A 20,034-nucleotide genomic window follows, 5' to 3' on the forward strand; every position below is an offset into this window, starting at 1 on the left:
CAGGTGCCGACGGGTCGAGTGAAGTGGTATGACGCGGCCAAGGGTTATGGATTCGTCACCAGTGACGAGGGCGGCGACGTGTTCCTACCCAAGAGTGCGTTGCCCGCTGGCGTCACCGATCTCAAGGGGGGTCAGCGGATCGAATTCGGCGTGGTGGACAGTCGCAAGGGCGCCCAGGCGCACGCCGCCAAGCTGCTCGACGCGCCGCCGTCCATGGCGGAACTCCGCCGCCGCCCCGCCGAGGAACTGCACGGGCTGGTCGAGGACATGATCAAGGTGCTGGAGGCGAAGATCCAGCCCGATCTGCGGCGCGGCCGGTTCCCGGACAAGAAGACCGCGCAGACCGTTGCTCAGTTGGTCCACGCGGTCGCCAGCGAGCTGGAGATCTGAGGCGCCGCCGGGGTCAACCCGGCGACCGCGGCCCGGCGGAGCAGGGCGTCCACCGCCCGGTAACCGTCCTCGCCGAGGTCTGCGGTGAACTCGTTCACATAGAGCGCGATGTGCTGGTTGACCACGTCCGGCTCCATCTCCTGCGCGTGCGCCAGCACGTACTCGCGGGTGCCGGCGGGGTCGGCCCACGCCTGCCGTACGGACGCGCGGATCCAGTCCGCCGCGGCCACCGGATCCACGGTGCCGCGGCGGGCCAGGATCGCACCGAGCGGGATCGGCAGCCCGGTGTCCGACTCCCACCACTCACCGAGGTCCACCAGTGCGGTCAGCCCGTGCCGGTGGTAGGTGAACCGGGCCTCGTGGATCACCAGACCGGCGTCGTAGCGACCGGCCGCGACCCCGGGCATGATCTCGTGGAACGGCACCACCTCGATCCGTGCCGGCTGTTGCCCCTGGGCCCAGAGCCGGAACAGCAAATACGCGGTGGTCCGGTCGCCGGGCACCGCGACGGTCGCCCCGGTCAGGTCGGTCCGGTCGCCCCGGGTCAGCACCAGTGGCCCGCAACCGCGCCCCAGCGCACCACCGCACGGCAGCAACTGGTAGTCGTCGAGTAGCCAGGGCAGGGCGGCGTAGCTCACCTTCACGATGTCGTACGCGCCCTGTTGCGCGGCGGTGTTCGTGACGTCCACGTCCGCGTAGGTCACCTCGACCGGCGGTGCCCCGGGCACCAGACCATGCACCAGGGCGTGGAAGACGAAGGTGTCGTTCGGGCAGGGCGAGAAAGCCAGTGAAAGTGCCACGTCCCCACCGTAAACCCCGGTGGATCGCTGCGACGCGGGGGCCGTACCAGGTCAGTGCAGTGCGGCGGCGGCGCTGCGGAGGGCGTCGAACGCCTCGGTGATCCGCCACGCGCCCCGGTCCCGGGGACCGACCGGGTTGGAGATGGTACGCAGTTCGGCGAAGGGGACGCCGGCCTGCGCGGCGGCGGTCGCCACCCCGTACCCCTCCATCGCCTCGGCTACCGCGTCCGGGTACCGGGCGGCGAGCGCGCGGGCACTTTCCGCGGTTCCGGTGACGGTGCTGCAGGTGGTCACCGCCCCGACGGTGGCTCGGGGCAGCGCCTGCCGCAGCCGATCCAGCAACGCCGGGTCGGCGCTGACGGTCGAGGGGCCGAAGCCCAGTTCGTCCAGGGGGAGGAAGCCGTCCGGTGACTCGGCGCCGAGGTCGGCGGCGATACTCCGGGTGGCCAGCACGATCGTGCCGAGCGCGGCCCGGTCCGGGAAGCCGCCGCCGATCCCGGCACTGATCACCGCCTGGTACGGGTGCCCGCCCGCCTCGGCGAGGGCGAGCAATCTGGCGGTGCCGGCGGCGGCGGCGGCCGGACCCACTCCGACCGGCGCGACCGTGACCGTGGTGCTGGTCAGCCCGGCGCGTACCGCCTCCGCCTCGGCCGGCACGGCGGTGACGATCAGCAGTCCAGCACTCATGTTCTCGGCTCCCGGGGTTCGTGCGGTTGGCGGGTGTCGTCGCCGGCGCCCGGCCCCGGTACGGCCGACGACGGCCGGTAGATGTGGTAGCCGGGCGGCGCACTGCCTGCCAGGTTGCCGTTCTGGGCCGATGCCGATGCCGATGCCGATGCGGTGGCGGGCTCGGTGACGGTACGCGTCTCGGCCGCCGCCGGCTCCGTCGCCCGCTCCTGGGCGGCCCGTTCGGCGGCGGCCTGTTGGTCGGCGGCGGCCTGTTGGTCGGCGGCGGCCTGTTGCTCGGCGGCGGCCTGTTGGTCGGCGGCCTCCTGCTCGGCGTCCGGGATGGCCCGGCCGTGCAGCTTCTCGCCCCGCAGCCGCCCCGCGACCACGACCGCGCGTACGGCGGCGAGCGTGGCCAGGCCGCTGAGCACCGCGATGCCGACCCGGCCGTCGAACGGGATCAGGCCCAGCGCGCCGCCGGCCACGAAGGCCAGCATGAGGGCGGTCTCCGAGTGGGCGAAGGCGCTGGCCCGGGACCGTTCCCGGATCCGTTCCTGGATCGAGGCGTCCACGGCGAGCTTCGCGACGCCGCTGACCAGGGCGGTGACCAGGCAGAGCAGGGCGACCGTGAGCAGGGAGAACCGGACCGTGGCGAGCACTGCCAGCGCGGCGACGATAACCAGACCGCTCGATTGCAGCGCGATCGGGCGGTGGATGCGAAGCCGGGTGCCGAGCGCGGTGGCGAGGAAGGTGCCGACCGCCAGTGCCCCACCGACCAGTCCCAGCGCGGCCTGGTCGGAGAGCTTCCGGCCGAGCAGTTCCGTGGTCACGTCGCCGGCCTTGATCGCGAAGGCGAGGAAGAGCAGGAGGAAGCCGTACAGGCCGCGCAGGGTGGCACCGCCGGCCAGGGAGGCGAGCACCAGCCGCCCGCCCGGTGCGCCCCGCCCGAGTGCCCGTTCCTGGCGGCCCCGCCAGATGGCGCGGATCGGCCGGGGCACCGCCTCCGGGGGCTCGGAGTCGGCCCGGGGCGGCAGCCGCAGCGCGATCACCATGCCCACCAGGAAGATGACCGAGGCGACCCGGAGTGGCCACTGTGGACCCACCCAGAACGCGGCCAGCCCCAGGGGCGCGACCACGGTGCCGGCGATGGTGCCGTACACGCTGGCGCGGGCACCGGCCTGGGACAGGCCGATGCCCTCGGGAAGCAGCCGGGGAACGGCGGCTGACCGGGCCACGCCGTACGCCCGGGAGAGGGCGAGTACGCCGAACGCGGCCGGGTAGAGCCCGAATCCGTGGATGTAGTCGGAGATCAACCAGGCCAGGAAGGCACGGCCGAGCATGGTGGCGGCGAGGGCGTACCGGCGGCCGTGCCGGAAGTGGTCGAGCAGCGGGCCGACCACCGGGGCGAGCAGCGCGAACGGGACCATGGTCACCAACAGGTAGAGGGCGACCTTGCCGCGCGCCTCGCCGAGCGGGGCGTTGAAGAAGATCGTTCCGGCCAGGCCGATCGTGATCAGGACGTCACCGGCGCACGAGACGGCGTGCAGGTCGAAGAGGCGCACCATCCCGGTTTCGCCTCCGGCCCCCCGGGTCCGTACCCGCCCGGCGCCCCGGGTGATCCAGGCCCCGCCACGGAACGTGCCGCGCAGGAGCGCGCGGGTGCCACGGATCGTCGTACCGAGGGCACGCCCGAGGAACGACCCCCTGGGGCGGTTGAACAGCGGCATGTGCACCATCCTCGCCCATCCGGCGCAACCCCGGAGGATGTGCCGCGAGAACGTCTGCGGGGAGTCCCTGCCGGCCCGCCGCCCGGATAGGGAAGAATGAGCGTGTGACCAGGACCGCCGGCGCTCGCGCAGCCCGTCTTGACCAGGTTTGTGCCGCCGCCGTGGAGGTGGCTCGGGCCGGCATCACCGAGGTGGAGCCGGCTGATGTTGGCGCCCACCTGGAGGTTGTCGCAGAGGGCGAACGCCTGGTGACCCATTTCTTTGAATGTCTGCTCGCCGGCTACCGGGGATGGCGCTGGGCGGTCACCGTCACCCGGGTGTCGCGCAGCAAGCAGGTGACCATCTGCGAGGCGGTCCTGCTGCCCGGCCCGGACGCGCTGCTGGCGCCCGGCTGGCTGCCCTGGCAGGAACGGCTGCAGCCGGGTGACCTCGGCGTGGGAGACCTCCTGCCGACCCCGGCCGACGACGACCGCCTCGTGCCCGGTTACGTCCTCTCCGACGACCCCGCGGTCGAGGAGACGAACTGGGAACTCGGACTCGGCCGGTCCCGGGTGATGTCCCTGGAAGGCCGGATGGAGACCGCCCAGCGCTGGTACGACGGCGACCACGGCCCGACCGCGCCGATCGCCGCCGCCGCGCCCCGGACCGCCCGCTGTGGAACCTGTGGTTTCTACCTGCCCCTCGCCGGTGCCATGCGCCAGGCGTTCGGGGTCTGCGGCAACTTCTACGCCCCCGACGACGGCCGGGCGGTCAGCGCCGACCATGGCTGCGGGGCACACTCGGAGACCCTGCTCGACACCCCGGAGACGCCGGTGGACGAGTTGCCGACGATCTATGACGACAACGAGGTCGAGGCGGTCTCGGTGAGCCGGGCCCCGGGTTCCGTGGAGAACGGCGAGCCCGCCGAGCCGTACGGGCACGGCTGACCGACCGCCCGCTGAGGCCGCCGACACCGCGGAGCCGTCAGTCCTGCGTGGCTACCGGTCAGTGCCGCTGGCCGGCCCGGCGGCGGCGCCGGTTGGCGTCGTGGCGGAGCATCACGGCCAGTCCGGGGAAGCCCACCAGGAAGCCGGCGAGGCAGGTCCAGAGCCAGTCCTGATGACCGTGCTCGGTCAGCCAGTCGCGAAAGAAGATCAGCAGGACCAGCCCGACCACGGCCCAGATCACGATGCCGCCGACGGCGAACGGGACCATCGGCGGGTCGAGCGGCTCCGGCCGCGGTTGCTGCTGCTCCGGCACGTGATCAGCGTACCCGTGGGCAGGGATCGAACTTCGTAACCGGAACGAACTTTCCCGGTAAACGGTCGTCTGGGACGATGCGCCCATCGAACCCCATGATCGCGATGTGAGGTCCCTGATGACGACCACCTCGGCAAAGGCCGGTACCCCGCCGGCGACCACACCCCCACGCAGCGGCTTCGACCGCTACTTCGAGATCTCCCACCGTGGCTCCACCGTCAACCGGGAGATCCGGGGCGGGCTCGCCACCTTCTTCACGATGGCCTACATCGTGGTGCTCAACCCGTTGATCCTCGGCAACGCCGTCGACGGCGACGGTCAGCGGTTGGCCATCCCCGCGCTCGCCGCGGCCACCGCCCTGGTCGCCGGGGTGATGACCATCCTGATGGGGGTGGTCGGCCGGTTTCCGCTCGCGCTCGCGGCGGGACTCGGGGTGAACGCCCTGGTCGCGTACGAGATCGCCCCGCAGATGACCTGGGCCGACGCGATGGGACTGGTGGTGATCGAGGGCGTGATCATTGCGATCCTGGTGCTCACCGGCCTTCGTACGGCCGTCTTCCGTTCGGTGCCGACCCAGCTCAAGACCGCGATCGGGGTGGGAATCGGCCTCTTCCTGACCATCATCGGGCTGGTTGACGCCGGTTTCGTCCGCCGGATCCCGGACGCCGCCGGCACCACCGTGCCGGTCGGTCTGGGCATCAACGGCAAACTGGTCACCTGGCCGGCGCTGGTCTTCGTGCTCGGTCTGCTCGTCACCCTCGTGCTGGTGGTCCGCAAGGTCCGGGGCGCGATCCTGATCGGCATCGTGGCCTCGACCGTGTTGGCGATCATCGTGGAGGCGATCGCCAACGTCGGCCCGTCGTTCGTGAACGGGAAGCCGAACCCGCAGGGCTGGTCACTGAACGTGCCGGAGTTGCCGGCCACCGTGCTCGCCACCCCCGACCTCTCCCTGCTGGGCAACTTCGACGTGCTCGGTTCCTGGTCGCGGGCCGGTTGGCTGATCGCGTTGATGTTCGTCTTCACGCTCCTGGTCACCGACTTCTTCGACACCATGGGCACGATGGTGGCGGTCGGGCAGGAGGGCGACCTGCTGGACGAGAGCCAGACGCCGCCGCGTACCCGAGAGATCCTGCTCGTCGACTCGATCGCCGCGGCGGCCGGCGGGGCGGCGAGCACGTCGAGCAACACCTCGTACATCGAGAGCGCGGCCGGTGTCGCGGAGGGGGCCCGTACCGGGGTGGCGAACCTGGTCACCGGTGGGCTGTTCCTGCTGGCCATGTTCCTGGCCCCGCTGGTTGTGGTGGTGCCGTTCGAGGCCGCGTCGACCGCGCTGGTGGTGGTCGGGTTCCTGATGATGACCGGCGTACGGAACATCGACTGGACGGACTACGAGATTGCCGTACCGGCCTTCCTGACGATTGTGCTGATGCCGTTCACCTACTCGATCTCGAACGGGATCGGCGCCGGCGTGATCACTTTCGTCGTCCTCAAGTTGGCCCGGGGCAGGGCCGGGCAGGTGCACCCGCTGCTGTACGGGGTGGCCGGTCTCTTCACCCTCTACTTCCTGCGGGGCCCGATCGAGTCGTTGATCGGCTGACCCGTTCGGGTCGGCTCCGCCCCGCGTGGGCGGCCGGTGGTCGGGCGGGGGAAACTAGCATCCGCAGGCACCCCGCCTGGCCCTGACCTCGGGTGACTGTGGTCATAACAGTAGTCGTTAGCCAGGCTTATTAGCTAGGCTAACTAACGTGACGGAGCGGACGGTGATGGCGCAACGTGTGCCGCCTGCGCAGCTGGCAAGCCTGCTGCGCGATGCGATCACCCGGCTCAATCGACGGGTCCGGCAGTCCCGGCCTGTCGGCGAACTCACGCTGACCCAGTTGTCGGCCCTGACCAGTCTGGAGCTGGCGGGCGCGCTGACGCCTCGTGAGTTGGCCGACACCGAACGGGTGCAGCCACCGACTATGACCAAGATCGTTGCGAAGTTGGAGGAGCGTGGCCTGGTGCGCCGCACTCCCCATCCGACCGACCGACGTCAGGTCATTCTCTCGACGACCGACTCCGGCCGTGAGGTGTTCGCCCAGTTCGAACGGGCGCGCAACGAATGGCTGGGGCACCGGCTCGCCGAGTTGACCCCGGAGGAACGGGAAACGCTGCGGCAGGCCGCGGCGATCCTGCAGAAGGTCGCTCGCGCCTGATCGGCGCCCGCGTACCGGGTCCGCTTCGTCCGCTGTGGATGACGCGTACGACCCGGAGGAGGCGCACCCCGAGTGCGGGCAAAACTAGGCACCACGTTCCAGTCCTTGCAGGTCCGAAACTACCGGCTGTTCGCGATCGGTCAGCTCACCAAGCTGATCGGCGTGTGGATGATGTTCACCGCACAGGACTGGCTCGTACTCGATCTCTCCCACAACTCGGCGACCGCCCTCGGCTGGGTCACCGCGTTGCAGTTCACCCCCGTACTGCTGCTCACCCTCTTCTCCGGCCGGCTCGCCGACCGGTACGACAAGCGCCTGCTGCTCTTCATCGCGAACGCGAGCTGGTGCCTGCTGGCGCTCACCATGAGCCTGCTGGTGGTCACCGGCAGGATCGAACTCTGGCACGTCTTCGTCTTCGCCGCCCTGCTCGGCACCGCGAACGCGGTCGAGACCCCGGTACGCCAGTCGTTCGTCTCCGAACTCGTCGGCACCTCGCTGCTGCCGAACGCGCTGTCGCTCTCGGCGGCGACGTTCAACTCCGCCCGGATCATCGGCCCCGCCGTGGCCGGCGTGGCGATCGCCGTCTTCGATGTCGGACCGGTCTTCCTGATCAGCGTCTTCGGCGCGCTCGCGCCGCTGATCGGCCTGCTCCGGATGCGCGCCGACGAACTGCACCGGGAGGCCCTGCCGCCGCTGGAGGAACGCGCCCCCGCCCGGGTCATCGACGGACTCCGGTACGTCCGGGCCCGCCCCGACCTGGTGCTGCCGATGGTGCTCATGTCGGTGATGGGGATGACCCTGTTCAACTTCCAGATCACCCTCGCCGCGCTCGCGAAGACCGTCTTCCACACCGGCGCGGCCTCGTTCGGACTCTTCACCACCGCGCTCGCCCTCGGCGCGCTCGGTGGTGCCCTTGCCGGCAGCGGGCGGCGCAGCCGCCCCTCGGTCTGGGTGGTCCTCGGGGCGGCGGTCGGCTGCGCGGTCGCCGGCACCCTGGTCGGGCTCGCCACCAGCTACTGGCTGGTGATGCTGCTGCTGGTGCCGGCCGGATTCCTGATGGTCTACTTCGCCCAGGCGTCGAACCAGCGGGTGCAGCTCGGGGTCGACGCGGCCTTCCGGGGCCGGGTGATGGCTCTCTGGGTGCTGGTCTTCCTCGGCACCAACCCGGTCGGCGCACCGGCGATGGGCTGGGTCGCCGAGCACGCCGGGGCGAACGCCGCGATCTGTGTCGGCGGGCTCATCTCGTTGGTTGCTGCCCTGCTGGCACTGCTCTGGCAGTTGCGTCACGAGGGCGCCCGGCTCCGTCTCCGGATCGCCCCCCGACCCCGCCTGTACGTCGTCCCCGCGGCCGACGTGAGCTGACCGTCGAAAAGCCATCCGATCAGGAGGAGGGGCCCCTTGTCATCGGATTCCAAAGAGGAAGGGACCCTTCCTCACCCGTCCGGGGGTGGGCGAGTGTCGTACCGGTCTGATTGGTTGTGGGGATGGAGCAGACGCGATATCTGGAGTGTCTTGCCGCCGACCACGCCCGGCTGGGTCTAGTCGCGGCGAAGGGCCTGGCCGAGGCCGTTCCGAGTTGTCCGGACTGGAGTGTGCGGGACCTGACCCGTCACGTGGCCGAGGTCTACCTGCACAAGGTCGCCTGCATGCGCACCGGGGCGATGCCCCAGGACTGGCCACCGGACCTCTCCGGGGAGGAGCCGGCGACGCTACTCGAACGGGCGTACGCGGAACTGCTGTCGGAGTTCGACGAACGCACACCTGGATCGGCCGCCTACACCTGGTACGAACCGGATCAGACAGTGGCGTTCTGGATCCGCCGGATGGCGCACGAAACGGTGGTGCACCGGGTCGACGCGGAGCAGGCGGTCGGCGCGTCCATCACCGACATTCCGGACGACCTCGCCCACGACGGGATCGACGAGGTGCTCCGGGTGATGCTGGAATACGGCACCCGTAGCTGGCCGGAAGCGTTTGCCGGATCACTGCCGGACTCCCCGGTCCGGTTGTTGGTCCACGCCGGTGAGCGGAGCTGGCTGGTCGATCTGGGCCCGGCCGGCGCGCAGATCGGACCCGGTGCCACCGACCAGCCGGTGCACGCGACGGTCAGCGGCTCCCCGCAGGAACTGCTGCTCTGGCTCTGGCGTCGCTCGCCCGAGGAAGCGATACGGCGTACCGGCGACCGGGGCGTGGTCGAACACTTCCGCCGCTCCCTCGGCCTCGCCACCCAGTAAGCGGCGGCCCAAGGGCGAACGGCGGGCTAGGGTTTCATCGGTGGCGTGCCCCGTACGCGGGGCCTGACGTCGGAGGAGATGGCGGTCATGCACGCGCTCGTGCTGGCACTGGCGCTCCTGGCACTGGTCTGTATACCGGCGTTGGTGGCCGCGATGATCTGTGCCGACGAACTGGTCCACTGGCTCGCCGCCGAATGGGACGCCCGTCGGGTGCGGCGGCGGGAGCAGCGTGCCCTGGATCACCTGGAGCGTGCGCTACACGCCGAAACGGGCTTCGGTGGCTTCGACCCCGCCGAGCTGGATCGCCCGGGCGGTCCCGCCATCGAGCAGATCGCGGCCGACCTGCGCCGCCTCGGCGGTGAGCGGCTGGGGCCGTGGCAAAGCTCCCGGTCCGGGCACGGCGACCTGCTGCGGGCGTACGACGAGCGACTCCGGCTCGCCAGTCGGTATCTGGGGGTGGCCGAGCACCTGGCGGATCTCGACGGGGTGGATCGGGAGATCGAACGGGTCCGGGTCGAAGGCGAACTGGAGGCGGCCGGTCTGATGCTGCACCAGGCCGGTCGCCATCCGTACCCGGAATGGTGAGGCCGGTGGTGGGTCGCGCACGACGGACGGGCGGGTGAGCCGGTGCGACTGTTCGTAGCGATCCATCCGCCACCGGAGGCGTTGAACGATCTTGTGTGGATGGTGGAGCGGCTGAGGGTCGGTGCCGCAGCGGCATCCGGGGCCAACGTGCGGCTGACCGCACCGGAGGACCTGCACCTGACCGTCGTCTTCATCGGTGAGGTGCGCGACGACCAGCTGCCCGGGGTCCGTCGCGCCCTCGACCGGGCGGCCGGAAGCTGGCGCCCGCCGTCGGGAACGGGCGGCTCGGTCGAGGTCGTGGGCGTGCCCCGGCTGCGGCTCGGCGGAGGTGGACTCTTCGGGTCGGCAACGGACGGCGTGCTCTGGGTGGGTCTGCGCGGCGACGTGGACGCGTTGCACGCGGTGAGTCTGGCCGCCCGACGCGAACTCTCCGACTGCGAGGTGGCGCAGGATCCGAGGCCGTACGCGCCGCATGTCACCCTGGCCCGGCCGGGGCGTCGGCTGTCACCGGAGGACGTCGAAGCGGACCGGGGCGCTCTGGACGGCTATCTCGGTCCGTCCTGGCCGGTGACCGAGCTGGCGCTGGTACGCAGCAACCCTCCCGGGCACCGGCCCCGGTACGACCGCCTGGCCGCCTGGCCGCTGTAACCGTCCAGGGAAACGGGGGAGTGCCGGGTCAGGAGGTCTCGCGCGCCGCGGGTCCGCTGCCGAACAGCACGTCGTCCCAGCTCGGCAGCCGCTTACGGGGCTTGCCGCTCTGGTCGGTGTTCTCGGCCGCTGCCGCCGGGGCGGTGGTCCGGCGTGGACGCAGCACCGCCAGCGACGGCACCGCCGGAACCTCCTTGGGCAGGTCCGCGTCGTCGTCGAACGCCGACCCCTGGCCCCCGCCGAGTAGCGCCGCCGCACCACCGGCGACCGGCCGCGGCCGGGGTGTGTCGTAGCCGGAGTGGGCGGCCGGGGAGACCGGTTCCAGGCCCCGTCCGGCACTCGACCCGAGTGGACGGTCGAGGGACGCGAGCAGTGCGTCCCGGCCGGCCCGGATCGGATCGCGGGTCGGACGCGGCGGCGCCGTCTGCTCACTGGCGGGCGCCGGCAGGCCGTGCCCACCCCGGGACGGCTCGACCCGCGACGGGCCGGGCAACCCGTGACCGCCACGCTCCGGCGACGGCTCCTGACCGAGGATCGGTGTGGGGCGTTCGGCGCAGAGGTACTGCGCCATGTCGTCGTGCGGCGAGACCATCTGCCGCGTCTTGTCGAGATCCCAGACTGCCTGCGCGGTGGCCTTGCCGGACGGCCAGCTCGCAATGATCCGCCAGGTGCCGTCGTCGCGCCGGTAGGCGTCCCAGGAGATCTTCTCGGTGTCGATGCTGTGCTGTGCCAGCCGGCCGTCGACCACCTCGGCGAGCGGAACGCTCTTCTCCGAGTTCTTCAGCCGGGTACGCCGCGCGTGCTGGGCGACCATCGCCCGCTCCTGTAGCACCGGCCCGGCGTAACGCAGCACCCGGTCGACCGGGACACCGGCGATCCGGGCCACGTCCTCGGCGGACTCACCGGCCCGGATCCGGGCCTGGATGTCCCGTGGAGAGAGGGAGGCGACCTGGTCGTGGACCGGGGCCACCACCGACAGTGGGGCACCACCCGGTTCGGTGTGGAGGACCGTGGCCACCCGCTCGTCGATGGGGAGCGCGAGCAGGCGACCCACCTCATCGGCGAGAACCAGGGCCTGGCCGTCCTCGGAGAGGGCGACGAAGCGTACCGGTCGCATCGCGTTGCCTCCGTCCCGCTCGGCACACGCCACGAGCCAGCCACCCGGGCGTCCTCGCCACACGGTACGCCGGTCGGCCCGCCCGTGGGGGATGCCACGCCCGCATGTCGCGGGTGAGCTGCGCGAATGATCAATGATCCGTCGGGGTTTCGACGGACCCGCCCGGTCCCGCCGGACGGGCCCGGACGCGTCCATGCCGTACGCGCCCGGACCATCACGATATCCGCGGTCGCTGGGCACCCGGTGAGGCGGTGCCGGCGCGGCGAGCGGTGCTAGAGCGAGGCGACCACGTGGTCGACGCAGGCGGTGAGCGCCTCGACGTCGGCCGGCTCGACCGCCGGGTAGAGCGCGATCCGGAGCTGGTTGCGGCCGAGCTTGCGGTACGGCTCGGTGTCCACGATGCCGTTCGCACGCAGCGCCCTGGCGATCGCGGTGGCGTCCACCTCGTCGACGAAGTCGATGGTGGCGACCACGTTCGAGCGCAGCCCCGGGTCGATCACGTACGGCGTGGCCACCTCGGAGCGCTCGGCCCACCCGTACACGATGGCGGCGCTCTCTGCGGTGCGTTTGGCCGCCCAGGCCAGCCCGCCCTGCGCGTTCATCCAGTCGGTCTGCTCCGCGGCGAGGAAGATGGTGGCCAGCGCCGGTGTGTTGTACGTCTGCTCCAGCCGCGAGTTGTCGATCGCGGTGACCAGGTCGAGGAAGGCCGGGATGTAGCGCCCGGACTGCTTGATCTCGGTCGCGCGGGCGATCGCGGCCGGCGACATCAGCGCGAGCCAGATCCCGCCGTCGGAGGCGAAGCACTTCTGCGGGGCGAAGTAGTAGACGTCGGTCTCGCGGACGTCGACGTCGAGCCCGCCCGCGCCGGAGGTCGCGTCGACCAGCAGCAGCGAGTCCGGGTCGGCGCCCGCCACCCGGCGGATCGGCACCGCCACGCCGGTCGAGGTCTCGTTCTGCGGGGTGCCGTAGACGTCGACGCCGGCCTCGGCGACCAGCGCCGGGGCGGAGCCGGGCTCGGCTTTGCGTACGGTCGGCTCGCCGAGGAACGGGGCGTCCTTGACCGCCTTGGCGAACTTGGCGCCGAACTCGCCGAAGGTGGCGAACTGGGCCCGGTCGCGGACCAGCCCGAAGGTGGCGACGTCCCAGAACGCGCTGGCACCGCCGTTGCCGAGGATCACCTCGTAACCGTCGGGCAGGGAGAAGAACTCGGCGATGCCGCGCCGGAGCCGGGCCACCTGGTCGCGTACGGTCGGCTGCCGGTGCGAGGTGCCGAGGTACGTGGTCGCCACCTCGGCGAGCGCGGAGACCGCCGCCGGGCGGACCTTCGACGGTCCGGCGCCGAAGCGGCCGTCGGCGGGTTTCAACTCGTCAGGGATCCGAATGGTCGATGGGTCAGCCACGGTTATCGACGATCCTTCCGATGGGCCGGCGGCCCGGGAACTGGCGGACGAGGGCTCCGTACCGCGGGCGCCGAGGCGCCGCGAACCGGAGTCCATGGATGTCCGGCGACGCTGCCGAGCTCCCATCCTCGCACTGCCGGCGCGATGGACACGCCACCGTCCCACCTCGGCGGGTCAGCCGGGGGCGGAACGACGGGGGGCCGTCCGATCTGATCGGACGGGCCCCCGTGGTGGGCGGTGTCACACGTTGTGGACGACCGCGTCCCAGCCCTCGACGTCGGCCGGCTTGCGGGTGCCCGGACCGGTGTAGCGGGCGGCGGGGCGGACCAGCCGTCCGAGCTTCTTCTGCTCCAGGATGTGCGCGCTCCAGCCGCCCATCCGCGCGCAGGTGAACATCGAGGTGAACATGTGTGCCGGCACCTCGGCGAAGTCGAGTACGACGGCCGACCAGAACTCGACGTTGGTGGCGAGCACCCGGTCGGGCTTGCGTGCCTGCAACTCGGCGAGAGCGGCCTTCTCCAGCGCCTCGGCGATCTCGAAGCGCGGCGCACCGAGTTCCTTCGCGGTGCGGCGCAGCACCCGGGCGCGCGGGTCCTCGGCCCGGTAGATCCGGTGGCCGAAGCCCATCAGCCGTTCGCCCCGGTCGAGTACGCCCTTGACGTACCCCTCGGCGTCACCGCTGCGCTCCACCGCCTCGATCATGTGCAGCACCCGGGAGGGCGCCCCGCCGTGCAGCGGGCCGGAGAGCGCGCCGATGCCCGAGGAGATGCAGGCTGCGGCGTCGGCTCCGGTGGAGGCGACGATCCGGGCGGTGAACGTGGAGGCGTTCAGGCCGTGTTCGGCGGCGGAGATGAAGTACGCGTCGACGGCCTTGACGTGCCGGGGGTCCGGCTCGCCGCGCCAGCGCTTCATGAAGCGCTCGACGATCGTCTGCGCCTTGTCGATCTCCTTCTGCGGCACTGCTGGCAGACCGAGACCACGGGCCGACTGGGCGACGAAGGAGAGCGCGGTGACCGAGACCCGGGCCAGGTCCTCGCGGACCTGCTCGTCGTTGATGTCGAGGAGCTGGTCGAGACCCCAGTACGGGGCGAGCATGGCGACCGCAGACTGGACGTCCACCCGGATGTCGCCGGAGTGCACCGGAACGGGGAACGGCTCGGCCGGCGGCAGGCCGGGGCCGAACCGGCCGTCCACGAGTAGGGCCCACACGTTGCCGAATGAGACCTGCCCGATCAGATCCTCGATGTCAACGCCTCGGTAGCGCAGCGAACCGCCCTCTTTGTCGGGCTCCGCGATCTCGGTCTCGAAGGCGATCACGCCTTCAAGCCCCGGTTTGAAGTCGGACATTTCGCTCTCCTGGATCTGGTTCGGCCGAGAACTCCCGGGGCTCATCGGTGTGACCCGGGAGCTCCTTAGGCGACCCTCAGGGATGTATTCGTGCCATCTTGCCTGGTGAGTAACTAACTCGCGACCCGGTCACGATGTGCTGCGCGCGACACTTCTCCGATGCCGGTCCCGCCACGGATCCATCGACCGCCGGCACATTGCCTGACCAGTGCCGCCGTACGCGGGCGGGGGCCGGTACGTCAGGATGGCCACGTGATGCCAGACACAGTGCGACCAGCGGGTATTCGGAGCGACTACGCGGTCGAACGGGGGCTCTCCCGGACCGACCTGGCCCCGGACTGGTACACCCAGTTCGATCGCTGGTTCGCCGACGCGGTCGGCGCCGGCCTGCCCGAGCCGAACGCCATGATGCTCGCCACCGCCGACGCCGGCGGCCGGCCCAGCGGACGGACCGTCCTACTCAAGGGTTACGACGAGCGGGGGCTCGTGTTCTTCACCAACTACGGCTCACGCAAGGGCGCCGAGGCGCTCGCGAACCCGTACGCCAGCCTGGTCTTTCCGTGGTTTCCGATGTCCCGGCAGGTGGTGGTCTGCGGCGCGGTGGAGCCGGTCGACCGGGCCGAGACCGAGGAGTACTTCGCCAGTCGCCCGCGCGGCTCCCGGCTCGGGGCGTGGGCCAGCCCACAGTCGCGGGTGCTGCCCGACCGGGAGACTCTCGACACCAGTTACCGGGCGGTCGTGGACCGGTTCGGTGACCAGGGTCCGATTCCGCCGCCGCCGCACTGGGGTGGTCTGCGGGTGGTGCCCGAGACGGTGGAGTTCTGGCAGGGGAGGACCAGCAGGCTGCACGATCGGCTGCGCTACCGTCGAGGCGACGAACAGGGGTGGATCATCGAACGACTGGCACCATGAGTTCCGAGCCGGGCTCCGTGCAGGACTCCGGGCAGCTTCTCGAAGACCGGCAAAACGGTCAGCAGAGCCTCGAAGACCGGAAACTCGAAGACAACAAGCAAGAGAAGAAGCCGTCGCGGTGGGCGATCGACGTACGCCCGCTGCGGGTGCCGGCGTACCGGCGGCTCTGGATCGGCAACGGCGTGTCGATGTACGGCATGCAGTTCACCGCCGTTGCCGTACCGGTGGAGATGTACACCCTGACCCACGACTCGTTCTGGGTCGGACTGCTCGGCCTCGCCACCCTGGTCCCGTTGGTGATCTTCGGCATCTGGGGCGGTGCCGTCGCCGACGTGATGGACCGGCGCAAGCTGCTCATGGTGAGCACCACCCTGCTCTGGCTGACCACGCTCGGTCTGCTGGCCCAGGCGGTGTTCCGGGTGGGCAGCCCGGTGCTGCTGCTCGGCCTGGTCGCGGTCCAGTCGGCCGCGTTCGGCATCAGCTCACCGGCCCGCCAGGCCATCATCACCCGGCTGGTGCCGACCCCGCTGGTGCCGGCCGCGCTGACCCTCGGCTTCACCACCGCGCAGGCGGCCGGGGTGGCCGGCCCGCTCACCGCGGGTCTGATCTTCTCCGCCTGGGCGCCGGAGACCGGCCTGCCGCTGGCGTACGGGGTGGACGCCCTGCTCTTCACCGTCTCGCTCTGGGCCACCTACCGGCTGCCGTCGCTGGCGCCGCTGGCCGAGAGCGAGGGCGGGGAGGCGGAGGCTGGCGCCCCACCGGCGGCCCGCCGCGCCGGGCTGCGCATCATCGCCGACGGTTTCCACTATCTGGCCACCACTCCGGTGCTGCTGCTCTCCTTCGGCATCGACCTGATCGCGATGGTGCTCGCCATGCCCCGCAGCCTCTTCCCGGAGGTGGCGCAGGAGCGGTTCGGCGGGGGAGCGGCGATCGGTCTGCTCTACAGCGCGATCGCGATCGGATCGGTGCTCGGCGGTCTCACCTCGGGTTGGATCGGCCGGATCGAGCGTCAGGGCCTGGCCCTGGTGGTCGCGGTGGTCGGCTGGGGGGTGAGCATCGCGTTGGCGGGACTTGCGCACCAGCTCTGGCTGGTGGTCGGGCTGCTCGCCCTGGCCGGCGCCGCCGACCTGGTCTCGTCGGTGTTCCGGCAGTCGATGTTGCAGGTCTACGTCCCGGACCGGATGCGCGGGCGACTCCAGGGGGTCAACATCACCGTGGTGGCCGGCGGTCCCCGGCTCGGTGATCTCCGGGCTGGCCTGATGGCCTCCTCGCTCGGGGTCGGCGTCTCCTGGGTGGGCGGCGGACTGGCGGTCGTGGTGCTGGCCCCGCTGCTGGCGCTCGCCTTCCCGACGCTGATGCGCTACCGGGCACCGGCCGCGCCCGTCGAGTGAGCGCGAACCCGGCCCGTTAGCTGCTTCGCTGGTGGCCGGGGTTGCCGGGTGATCGGGCGGCGCGCCGGGCCAACCGATATCGTCCCGGCATGGAGAACGTGGAGACCGAGCCCCGCCCGCTGTCCGGAACACAGTGGACGATCGCGGGTGGCGGCCAGGAGGCCGTCGTGGTGGAGGTGGGCGGGGGACTGCGCGCCTACCGGATTGGCGGGGTGGACTACCTCGACGGGTACGCCGACGACGAGGTCTCGCCGGGCGCCGCCGGGCAGGTGCTCGCCCCCTGGCCGAACCGGATCAGGGACGGCCAGTACAGCTTCGGTGGCCGGTCGCACCAGTTGGCGCTGACCGAGCCGGACAAGCACACCGCGATCCACGGCCTGGTCAACTGGCTCCCCTGGCGCCTGGTGGAACAGGCGCCCGACGCGATCACGGTCGCCTGTGACCTGCCCGCCCAGATGGGCTACCCGTGGCCGTTGCGGCTGACCACCCGGTGGCAGATCGGCCCGGACGGTCTCCGGGCCGACTACGAGGTGACGAACCTGGGGGCGCAGGAGGCGCCGTTCGGGCTTTCCGTACACCCGTACTTCCGCTTGCCCGGGGTGCCCGTGGATCAGGTGTGGCTCCGGGTGCCGGGGCGCAGCCGGCTGTTGGCCGACGGTCGGTTGCTGCCGATCGGTGCCGTCAAGGTCACCGGCAGTGAGTTCGACTTCACCGAGCCCCGGCAGATCGGCGACGCCGTGCTCGACGTCACCTTCGGCGAGGTCGAGCAGGGGCCGGACGGCTCCAGCGTCACCCTCACCGGGCCGGGCGCCCAGCCGGCGGTCAGCATCTGGGCCGACCGGGCGTTCGGCTGGTGGCAGGTGTTCACCGGCGACACCCTCACCGGGGACCGGAACCGCAGGTCGGTCGCGGTGGAACCGATGACGTGCCCGCCGGACGCATTCCGTTCGGGTCGGGACGTGATCGTGCTGGCGCCCGGCGTGACCTGGCGCGCGAGCTGGGGGATCCGCCCCGGCTCGGCCGTCGCCTGAGCGGGCGGGCCGGCCGGATGGAGTTCGCACAGGTCGTACGCGCCCGGCGGATGGTGCGCAACTACGACCCGGACCGGCCGGTCCCGCCGGACCTGGTCGAGCGGCTGCTGGACCACGCGGTGCGGGCGCCGTCGGCGGGGTTCTCCCAGGGGTGGGGCTTCCTGGTGCTGGAGACCGCCGGGGACCGGGCGCGGTTCTGGTCGGCGACCAGTCCGGACCCCGCCGCGTCGGGGCGTTGGCTGACCGGGATGCGCCGTGCACCGCTGATCGTGGTGCCGCACGCGAACCGGTCCGCCTACCTGGACCGGTACGCCGAACCGGACAAGGGCTGGACCGATCGCGACCAGAGCCGCTGGCCGGTGCCGTACTGGCATGTCGACACCGGGTTCGCCGCACTGTTGATATTGCTTACCGCAGTGGACGAGGGGCTTGGTGCGTGCTTTTTCGGGATCCCACCGGAGCGCGTCTCCGCGTATCGTGACGAGTTCGGCGTACCCGATGAATTCAGCCCCATTGGTGCCCTGACAATCGGTTATCGGGCGCCGGATCATCGGCCGGCCTCGCTCAAGCGGGGACGTCGTCCGCTCGATCAGGTCGTCCACCGCGGTCAATGGGGTTGACCGTTCGGCCAACACGGGTCGGACGGGCAGTAACGAAATCGACATCCGGGAACAAACCGCGATCTCGTGGGCGGTCGCTAGGCTGACACGGGCCATCGGATTGGCACCGGCGTCATCGGACGTGGCGGGGCACGGGCACGACCGCGAGGCCGGCCCGGCCACGGGGAGGGGAGAGTACTGTCGTGATCTTCAAAGCGGTTCGGGACGGACGTCCCTACCCGGACCACGGGTTCACCCTCAAGCAGTGGGCGGAGATCCCGCCGCGCCCGCTCCGGCTCGACCAGCTGATCACGACCAAGCGAGAACTCGCGCTCGACAAGCTGCTCGCCGAGGACTCCACCTTCTACGGCGACCTCTTTCCCCACGTCGTGCAGTGGAACAACGGTCTGTACCTGGAGGACGGGCTGCACCGCGCGCTCCGGGCCGCGCTCCAGCAGCGCAACCAGATCCACGCCCGGGTGCTCGTCCTGCCGGCGGCACCGTGAGCGCCCCGGCGTCCTCGCTGGACCTGCTCGACCTCGACGCGCTCCTCTCCGAGGAGGAGCGGCAGATCAGGGCGGTGGTGCGTCAACTCGTCGACGACCGGGTCCGCCCGCACGTCGCCGGGTGGTACGAGTCCGGTCAGGCGCCGGTCCGGGAACTGGCCGTCGAGTTCGGCAAGGTGGGCCTGCTCGGCATGCACCTGACCGGGTACGGCTGCGCCGGTGCCTCGGCGGTCGCGTACGGGCTGGCCTGCCTGGAGTTGGAGGCGGGCGACTCCGGTCTGCGGTCGTTGGTCTCGGTGCAGGGCTCGCTGGCGATGTACGCGATCTGGCGCTACGGCGACGAGGAGCAGAAGCAGCGCTGGCTGCCGACGATGGCGACCGGGGAGACGATCGGCTGTTTCGGCCTGACCGAGCCCGACCACGGTTCCGATCCGGCGTCGATGGCGACCCGGGCCCGGCGGGACGGCACCGACTGGGTGCTCACCGGCACCAAGATGTGGATCACCAACGCGCCCCTGGCCGACCTGGCGGTGGTCTGGGCCCGCACCGAGGAGGGCGTCCGGGGCTTTGTCGTGCCGCTCGACACCCCCGGTGTGACGACCCGGGAGATTCGGCAGAAGATGTCGCTGCGGGCCTCCTCGACCGGGGAGATCGTGCTCGATGGCGTACGCCTGCCGGCGACCGCCCAACTGCCGGCGGCGAGTGGTCTCAAGGCGCCGCTCTCCTGTCTGACCGAGGCGCGGTTCGGCATCGTCTGGGGTGCCCTCGGCGCCGCCCGTGACTGCCTGCGGGTGGCGCTCGACTACGCCGTGCACCGGACCCAGTTCGGTCGGCCGATCGCCGGTTTCCAGCTCACCCAGGCGAAGCTCGCGGACATGGCGGTCGAGTTGCAGAAGGGCTACCTGTTGGCGCTCCACCTGGGTCGGTTGGCCGACACCGGTGCGCTCCGCCCGGACCAGGTCAGCGTCGGCAAGCTGAACAACGTACGCGAGGCGCTGGCGATCGCCCGGGAATGCCGGACGATTCTCGGCGCCAACGGCATCAGCGGCGAGTACCCGGTGCTGCGGCATGCCAGCAACCTGGAGACGGTGTTGACCTACGAGGGCACCTCGGAGATCCACCAGCTCGTGATCGGCCAGCGGTTGACGGGGATCGCCGCGTTCGGCTGACCGTCCGATGGGGTACAGCTACGGCAGTGGTCGTGTTGTCGCACCCGACCCGTACCGTTTGCGCCAGGAAGACGGTCT

The 20,034-nt window shown here is 71.2% G+C and carries 21 protein-coding genes; 14 read left to right on the forward strand and 7 right to left on the reverse strand.

Translation table 11 applies throughout. The features are described from left to right. Positions 1-3: 3 nt before the first annotated feature. Complete coding sequence (locus tag ACIBF5_RS26795) at positions 4-390, forward strand: cold-shock protein (RefSeq protein WP_396815645.1); 387 nt, start codon at positions 4-6, stop codon at positions 388-390. Here ACIBF5_RS26795 and ACIBF5_RS26800 read toward each other — a convergent pair. The 3 genes from ACIBF5_RS26800 to ACIBF5_RS26810 are packed head-to-tail and all read right to left on the reverse strand — an operon-like array spanning position 351 to position 3,583. Next, the gene (locus ACIBF5_RS26800; RefSeq protein ID WP_396815646.1) at positions 351-1,190 is read right to left on the reverse strand and encodes a 1,4-dihydroxy-6-naphthoate synthase; all 840 of its coding nucleotides are present in this window, start codon (positions 1,188-1,190) and stop codon (positions 351-353) included. The two genes, ACIBF5_RS26795 and ACIBF5_RS26800, sit on opposite strands and share 40 nt — an antisense overlap. A 51-nt stretch (positions 1,191-1,241) precedes the next feature. Then, positions 1,242-1,877, reverse strand: a complete 636-nt coding sequence (locus ACIBF5_RS26805) for a futalosine hydrolase (protein WP_396815647.1) — start codon at positions 1,875-1,877, stop codon at positions 1,242-1,244. Continuing rightward, complete coding sequence (locus ACIBF5_RS26810; protein ID WP_396815648.1) at positions 1,874-3,583, reverse strand: MFS transporter; 1,710 nt, start codon at positions 3,581-3,583, stop codon at positions 1,874-1,876. The genes ACIBF5_RS26805 and ACIBF5_RS26810 overlap by 4 nt, the downstream gene beginning before the upstream one ends. 86 nt (positions 3,584-3,669) lie before the next feature. Here ACIBF5_RS26810 and ACIBF5_RS26815 point away from each other — a divergent pair, with 86 nt between their 5' ends. Beyond that, positions 3,670-4,509, forward strand: coding sequence for a DUF3027 domain-containing protein (locus tag ACIBF5_RS26815; protein ID WP_396815705.1), 840 nt, complete (start codon positions 3,670-3,672; stop codon positions 4,507-4,509). A 58-nt stretch (positions 4,510-4,567) separates the two neighbouring features. Here the strand turns inward: ACIBF5_RS26815 and ACIBF5_RS26820 are convergent, their stop codons facing one another. Beyond that, on the reverse strand, positions 4,568-4,822 hold the full coding sequence (locus ACIBF5_RS26820; RefSeq protein ID WP_396815649.1) for a DUF2530 domain-containing protein: 255 nt from the start codon (positions 4,820-4,822) through the stop codon (positions 4,568-4,570). A gap of 118 nt (positions 4,823-4,940) precedes the next feature. Here ACIBF5_RS26820 and ACIBF5_RS26825 point away from each other — a divergent pair, with 118 nt between their 5' ends. The 6 genes from ACIBF5_RS26825 (at position 4,941) to thpR (ending at position 10,484) form a co-directional block, all read left to right on the forward strand. Beyond that, on the forward strand, positions 4,941-6,419 hold the full coding sequence (locus ACIBF5_RS26825) for an NCS2 family permease (protein WP_396815650.1): 1,479 nt from the start codon (positions 4,941-4,943) through the stop codon (positions 6,417-6,419). A gap of 148 nt (positions 6,420-6,567) precedes the next feature. Next, positions 6,568-7,017: a MarR family winged helix-turn-helix transcriptional regulator gene (locus ACIBF5_RS26830; protein WP_211349317.1), complete on the forward strand. Its 450-nt coding sequence runs from the start codon at positions 6,568-6,570 to the stop codon at positions 7,015-7,017. A gap of 72 nt (positions 7,018-7,089) precedes the next feature. Continuing rightward, on the forward strand, positions 7,090-8,379 hold the full coding sequence (locus ACIBF5_RS26835) for an MFS transporter (RefSeq protein WP_396815651.1): 1,290 nt from the start codon (positions 7,090-7,092) through the stop codon (positions 8,377-8,379). 122 nt (positions 8,380-8,501) lie between these two features. After that, a complete protein-coding gene (locus tag ACIBF5_RS26840; RefSeq protein WP_396815652.1) occupies positions 8,502-9,251 on the forward strand; it encodes a maleylpyruvate isomerase family mycothiol-dependent enzyme in 750 nt (249 codons plus the stop codon). A gap of 45 nt (positions 9,252-9,296) precedes the next feature. Then, complete coding sequence (locus ACIBF5_RS26845; protein ID WP_396815653.1) at positions 9,297-9,836, forward strand: hypothetical protein; 540 nt, start codon at positions 9,297-9,299, stop codon at positions 9,834-9,836. Positions 9,837-9,878: 42 nt separating this feature from the next. Beyond that, on the forward strand, positions 9,879-10,484 hold the full coding sequence (gene thpR / locus ACIBF5_RS26850; RefSeq protein ID WP_396815654.1) for an RNA 2',3'-cyclic phosphodiesterase: 606 nt from the start codon (positions 9,879-9,881) through the stop codon (positions 10,482-10,484). Between the two features lie 28 nt (positions 10,485-10,512). Here the strand turns inward: thpR and sepH are convergent, their stop codons facing one another. The 3 genes from sepH to ACIBF5_RS26865 form a co-directional block, all read right to left on the reverse strand. Continuing rightward, positions 10,513-11,601, reverse strand: coding sequence for a septation protein SepH (sepH, locus tag ACIBF5_RS26855; RefSeq protein WP_396815655.1), 1,089 nt, complete (start codon positions 11,599-11,601; stop codon positions 10,513-10,515). A 272-nt stretch (positions 11,602-11,873) separates the two neighbouring features. Further along, positions 11,874-13,001, reverse strand: coding sequence for a phosphoserine transaminase (serC, locus tag ACIBF5_RS26860; RefSeq protein WP_396815656.1), 1,128 nt, complete (start codon positions 12,999-13,001; stop codon positions 11,874-11,876). Positions 13,002-13,241: 240 nt separating this feature from the next. Then, positions 13,242-14,348 (reverse strand): citrate synthase 2, encoded by a 1,107-nt coding sequence (locus ACIBF5_RS26865; protein WP_396815657.1) that lies wholly within the window; start codon positions 14,346-14,348, stop codon positions 13,242-13,244. Positions 14,349-14,603: 255 nt separating this feature from the next. Between ACIBF5_RS26865 and pdxH the strand changes: the two genes are divergently transcribed. From pdxH to ACIBF5_RS26895, 6 genes are all read left to right on the forward strand, one after another. Then, positions 14,604-15,260 (forward strand): pyridoxamine 5'-phosphate oxidase, encoded by a 657-nt coding sequence (pdxH, locus tag ACIBF5_RS26870; protein ID WP_396815658.1) that lies wholly within the window; start codon positions 14,604-14,606, stop codon positions 15,258-15,260. Next, complete coding sequence (locus ACIBF5_RS26875) at positions 15,257-16,651, forward strand: MFS transporter (RefSeq protein ID WP_396815659.1); 1,395 nt, start codon at positions 15,257-15,259, stop codon at positions 16,649-16,651. The genes pdxH and ACIBF5_RS26875 overlap by 4 nt, the downstream gene beginning before the upstream one ends. An 89-nt stretch (positions 16,652-16,740) precedes the next feature. Continuing rightward, positions 16,741-17,682: an aldose 1-epimerase family protein gene (locus tag ACIBF5_RS26880; protein WP_396815660.1), complete on the forward strand. Its 942-nt coding sequence runs from the start codon at positions 16,741-16,743 to the stop codon at positions 17,680-17,682. Between the two features lie 17 nt (positions 17,683-17,699). Then, on the forward strand, positions 17,700-18,302 hold the full coding sequence (locus ACIBF5_RS26885; RefSeq protein ID WP_396815661.1) for a nitroreductase family protein: 603 nt from the start codon (positions 17,700-17,702) through the stop codon (positions 18,300-18,302). A 182-nt stretch (positions 18,303-18,484) separates the two neighbouring features. After that, positions 18,485-18,787, forward strand: a complete 303-nt coding sequence (locus ACIBF5_RS26890) for a type II toxin-antitoxin system VapB family antitoxin (protein ID WP_396815662.1) — start codon at positions 18,485-18,487, stop codon at positions 18,785-18,787. Then, positions 18,784-19,956 carry an acyl-CoA dehydrogenase family protein gene (locus ACIBF5_RS26895; RefSeq protein WP_396815663.1) on the forward strand — a complete coding sequence of 391 codons (1,173 nt, stop codon included), beginning with the start codon at positions 18,784-18,786 and terminating at the stop codon, positions 19,954-19,956. Before ACIBF5_RS26890 ends, ACIBF5_RS26895 begins: the two co-directional genes overlap by 4 nt. Positions 19,957-20,034 lie beyond the last annotated feature (78 nt).

Origin of the sequence: Micromonospora sp. NPDC050417 (assembly GCF_044458865.1) — a bacterium.
Lineage (GTDB): Bacteria > Actinomycetota > Actinomycetes > Mycobacteriales > Micromonosporaceae > Micromonospora_G.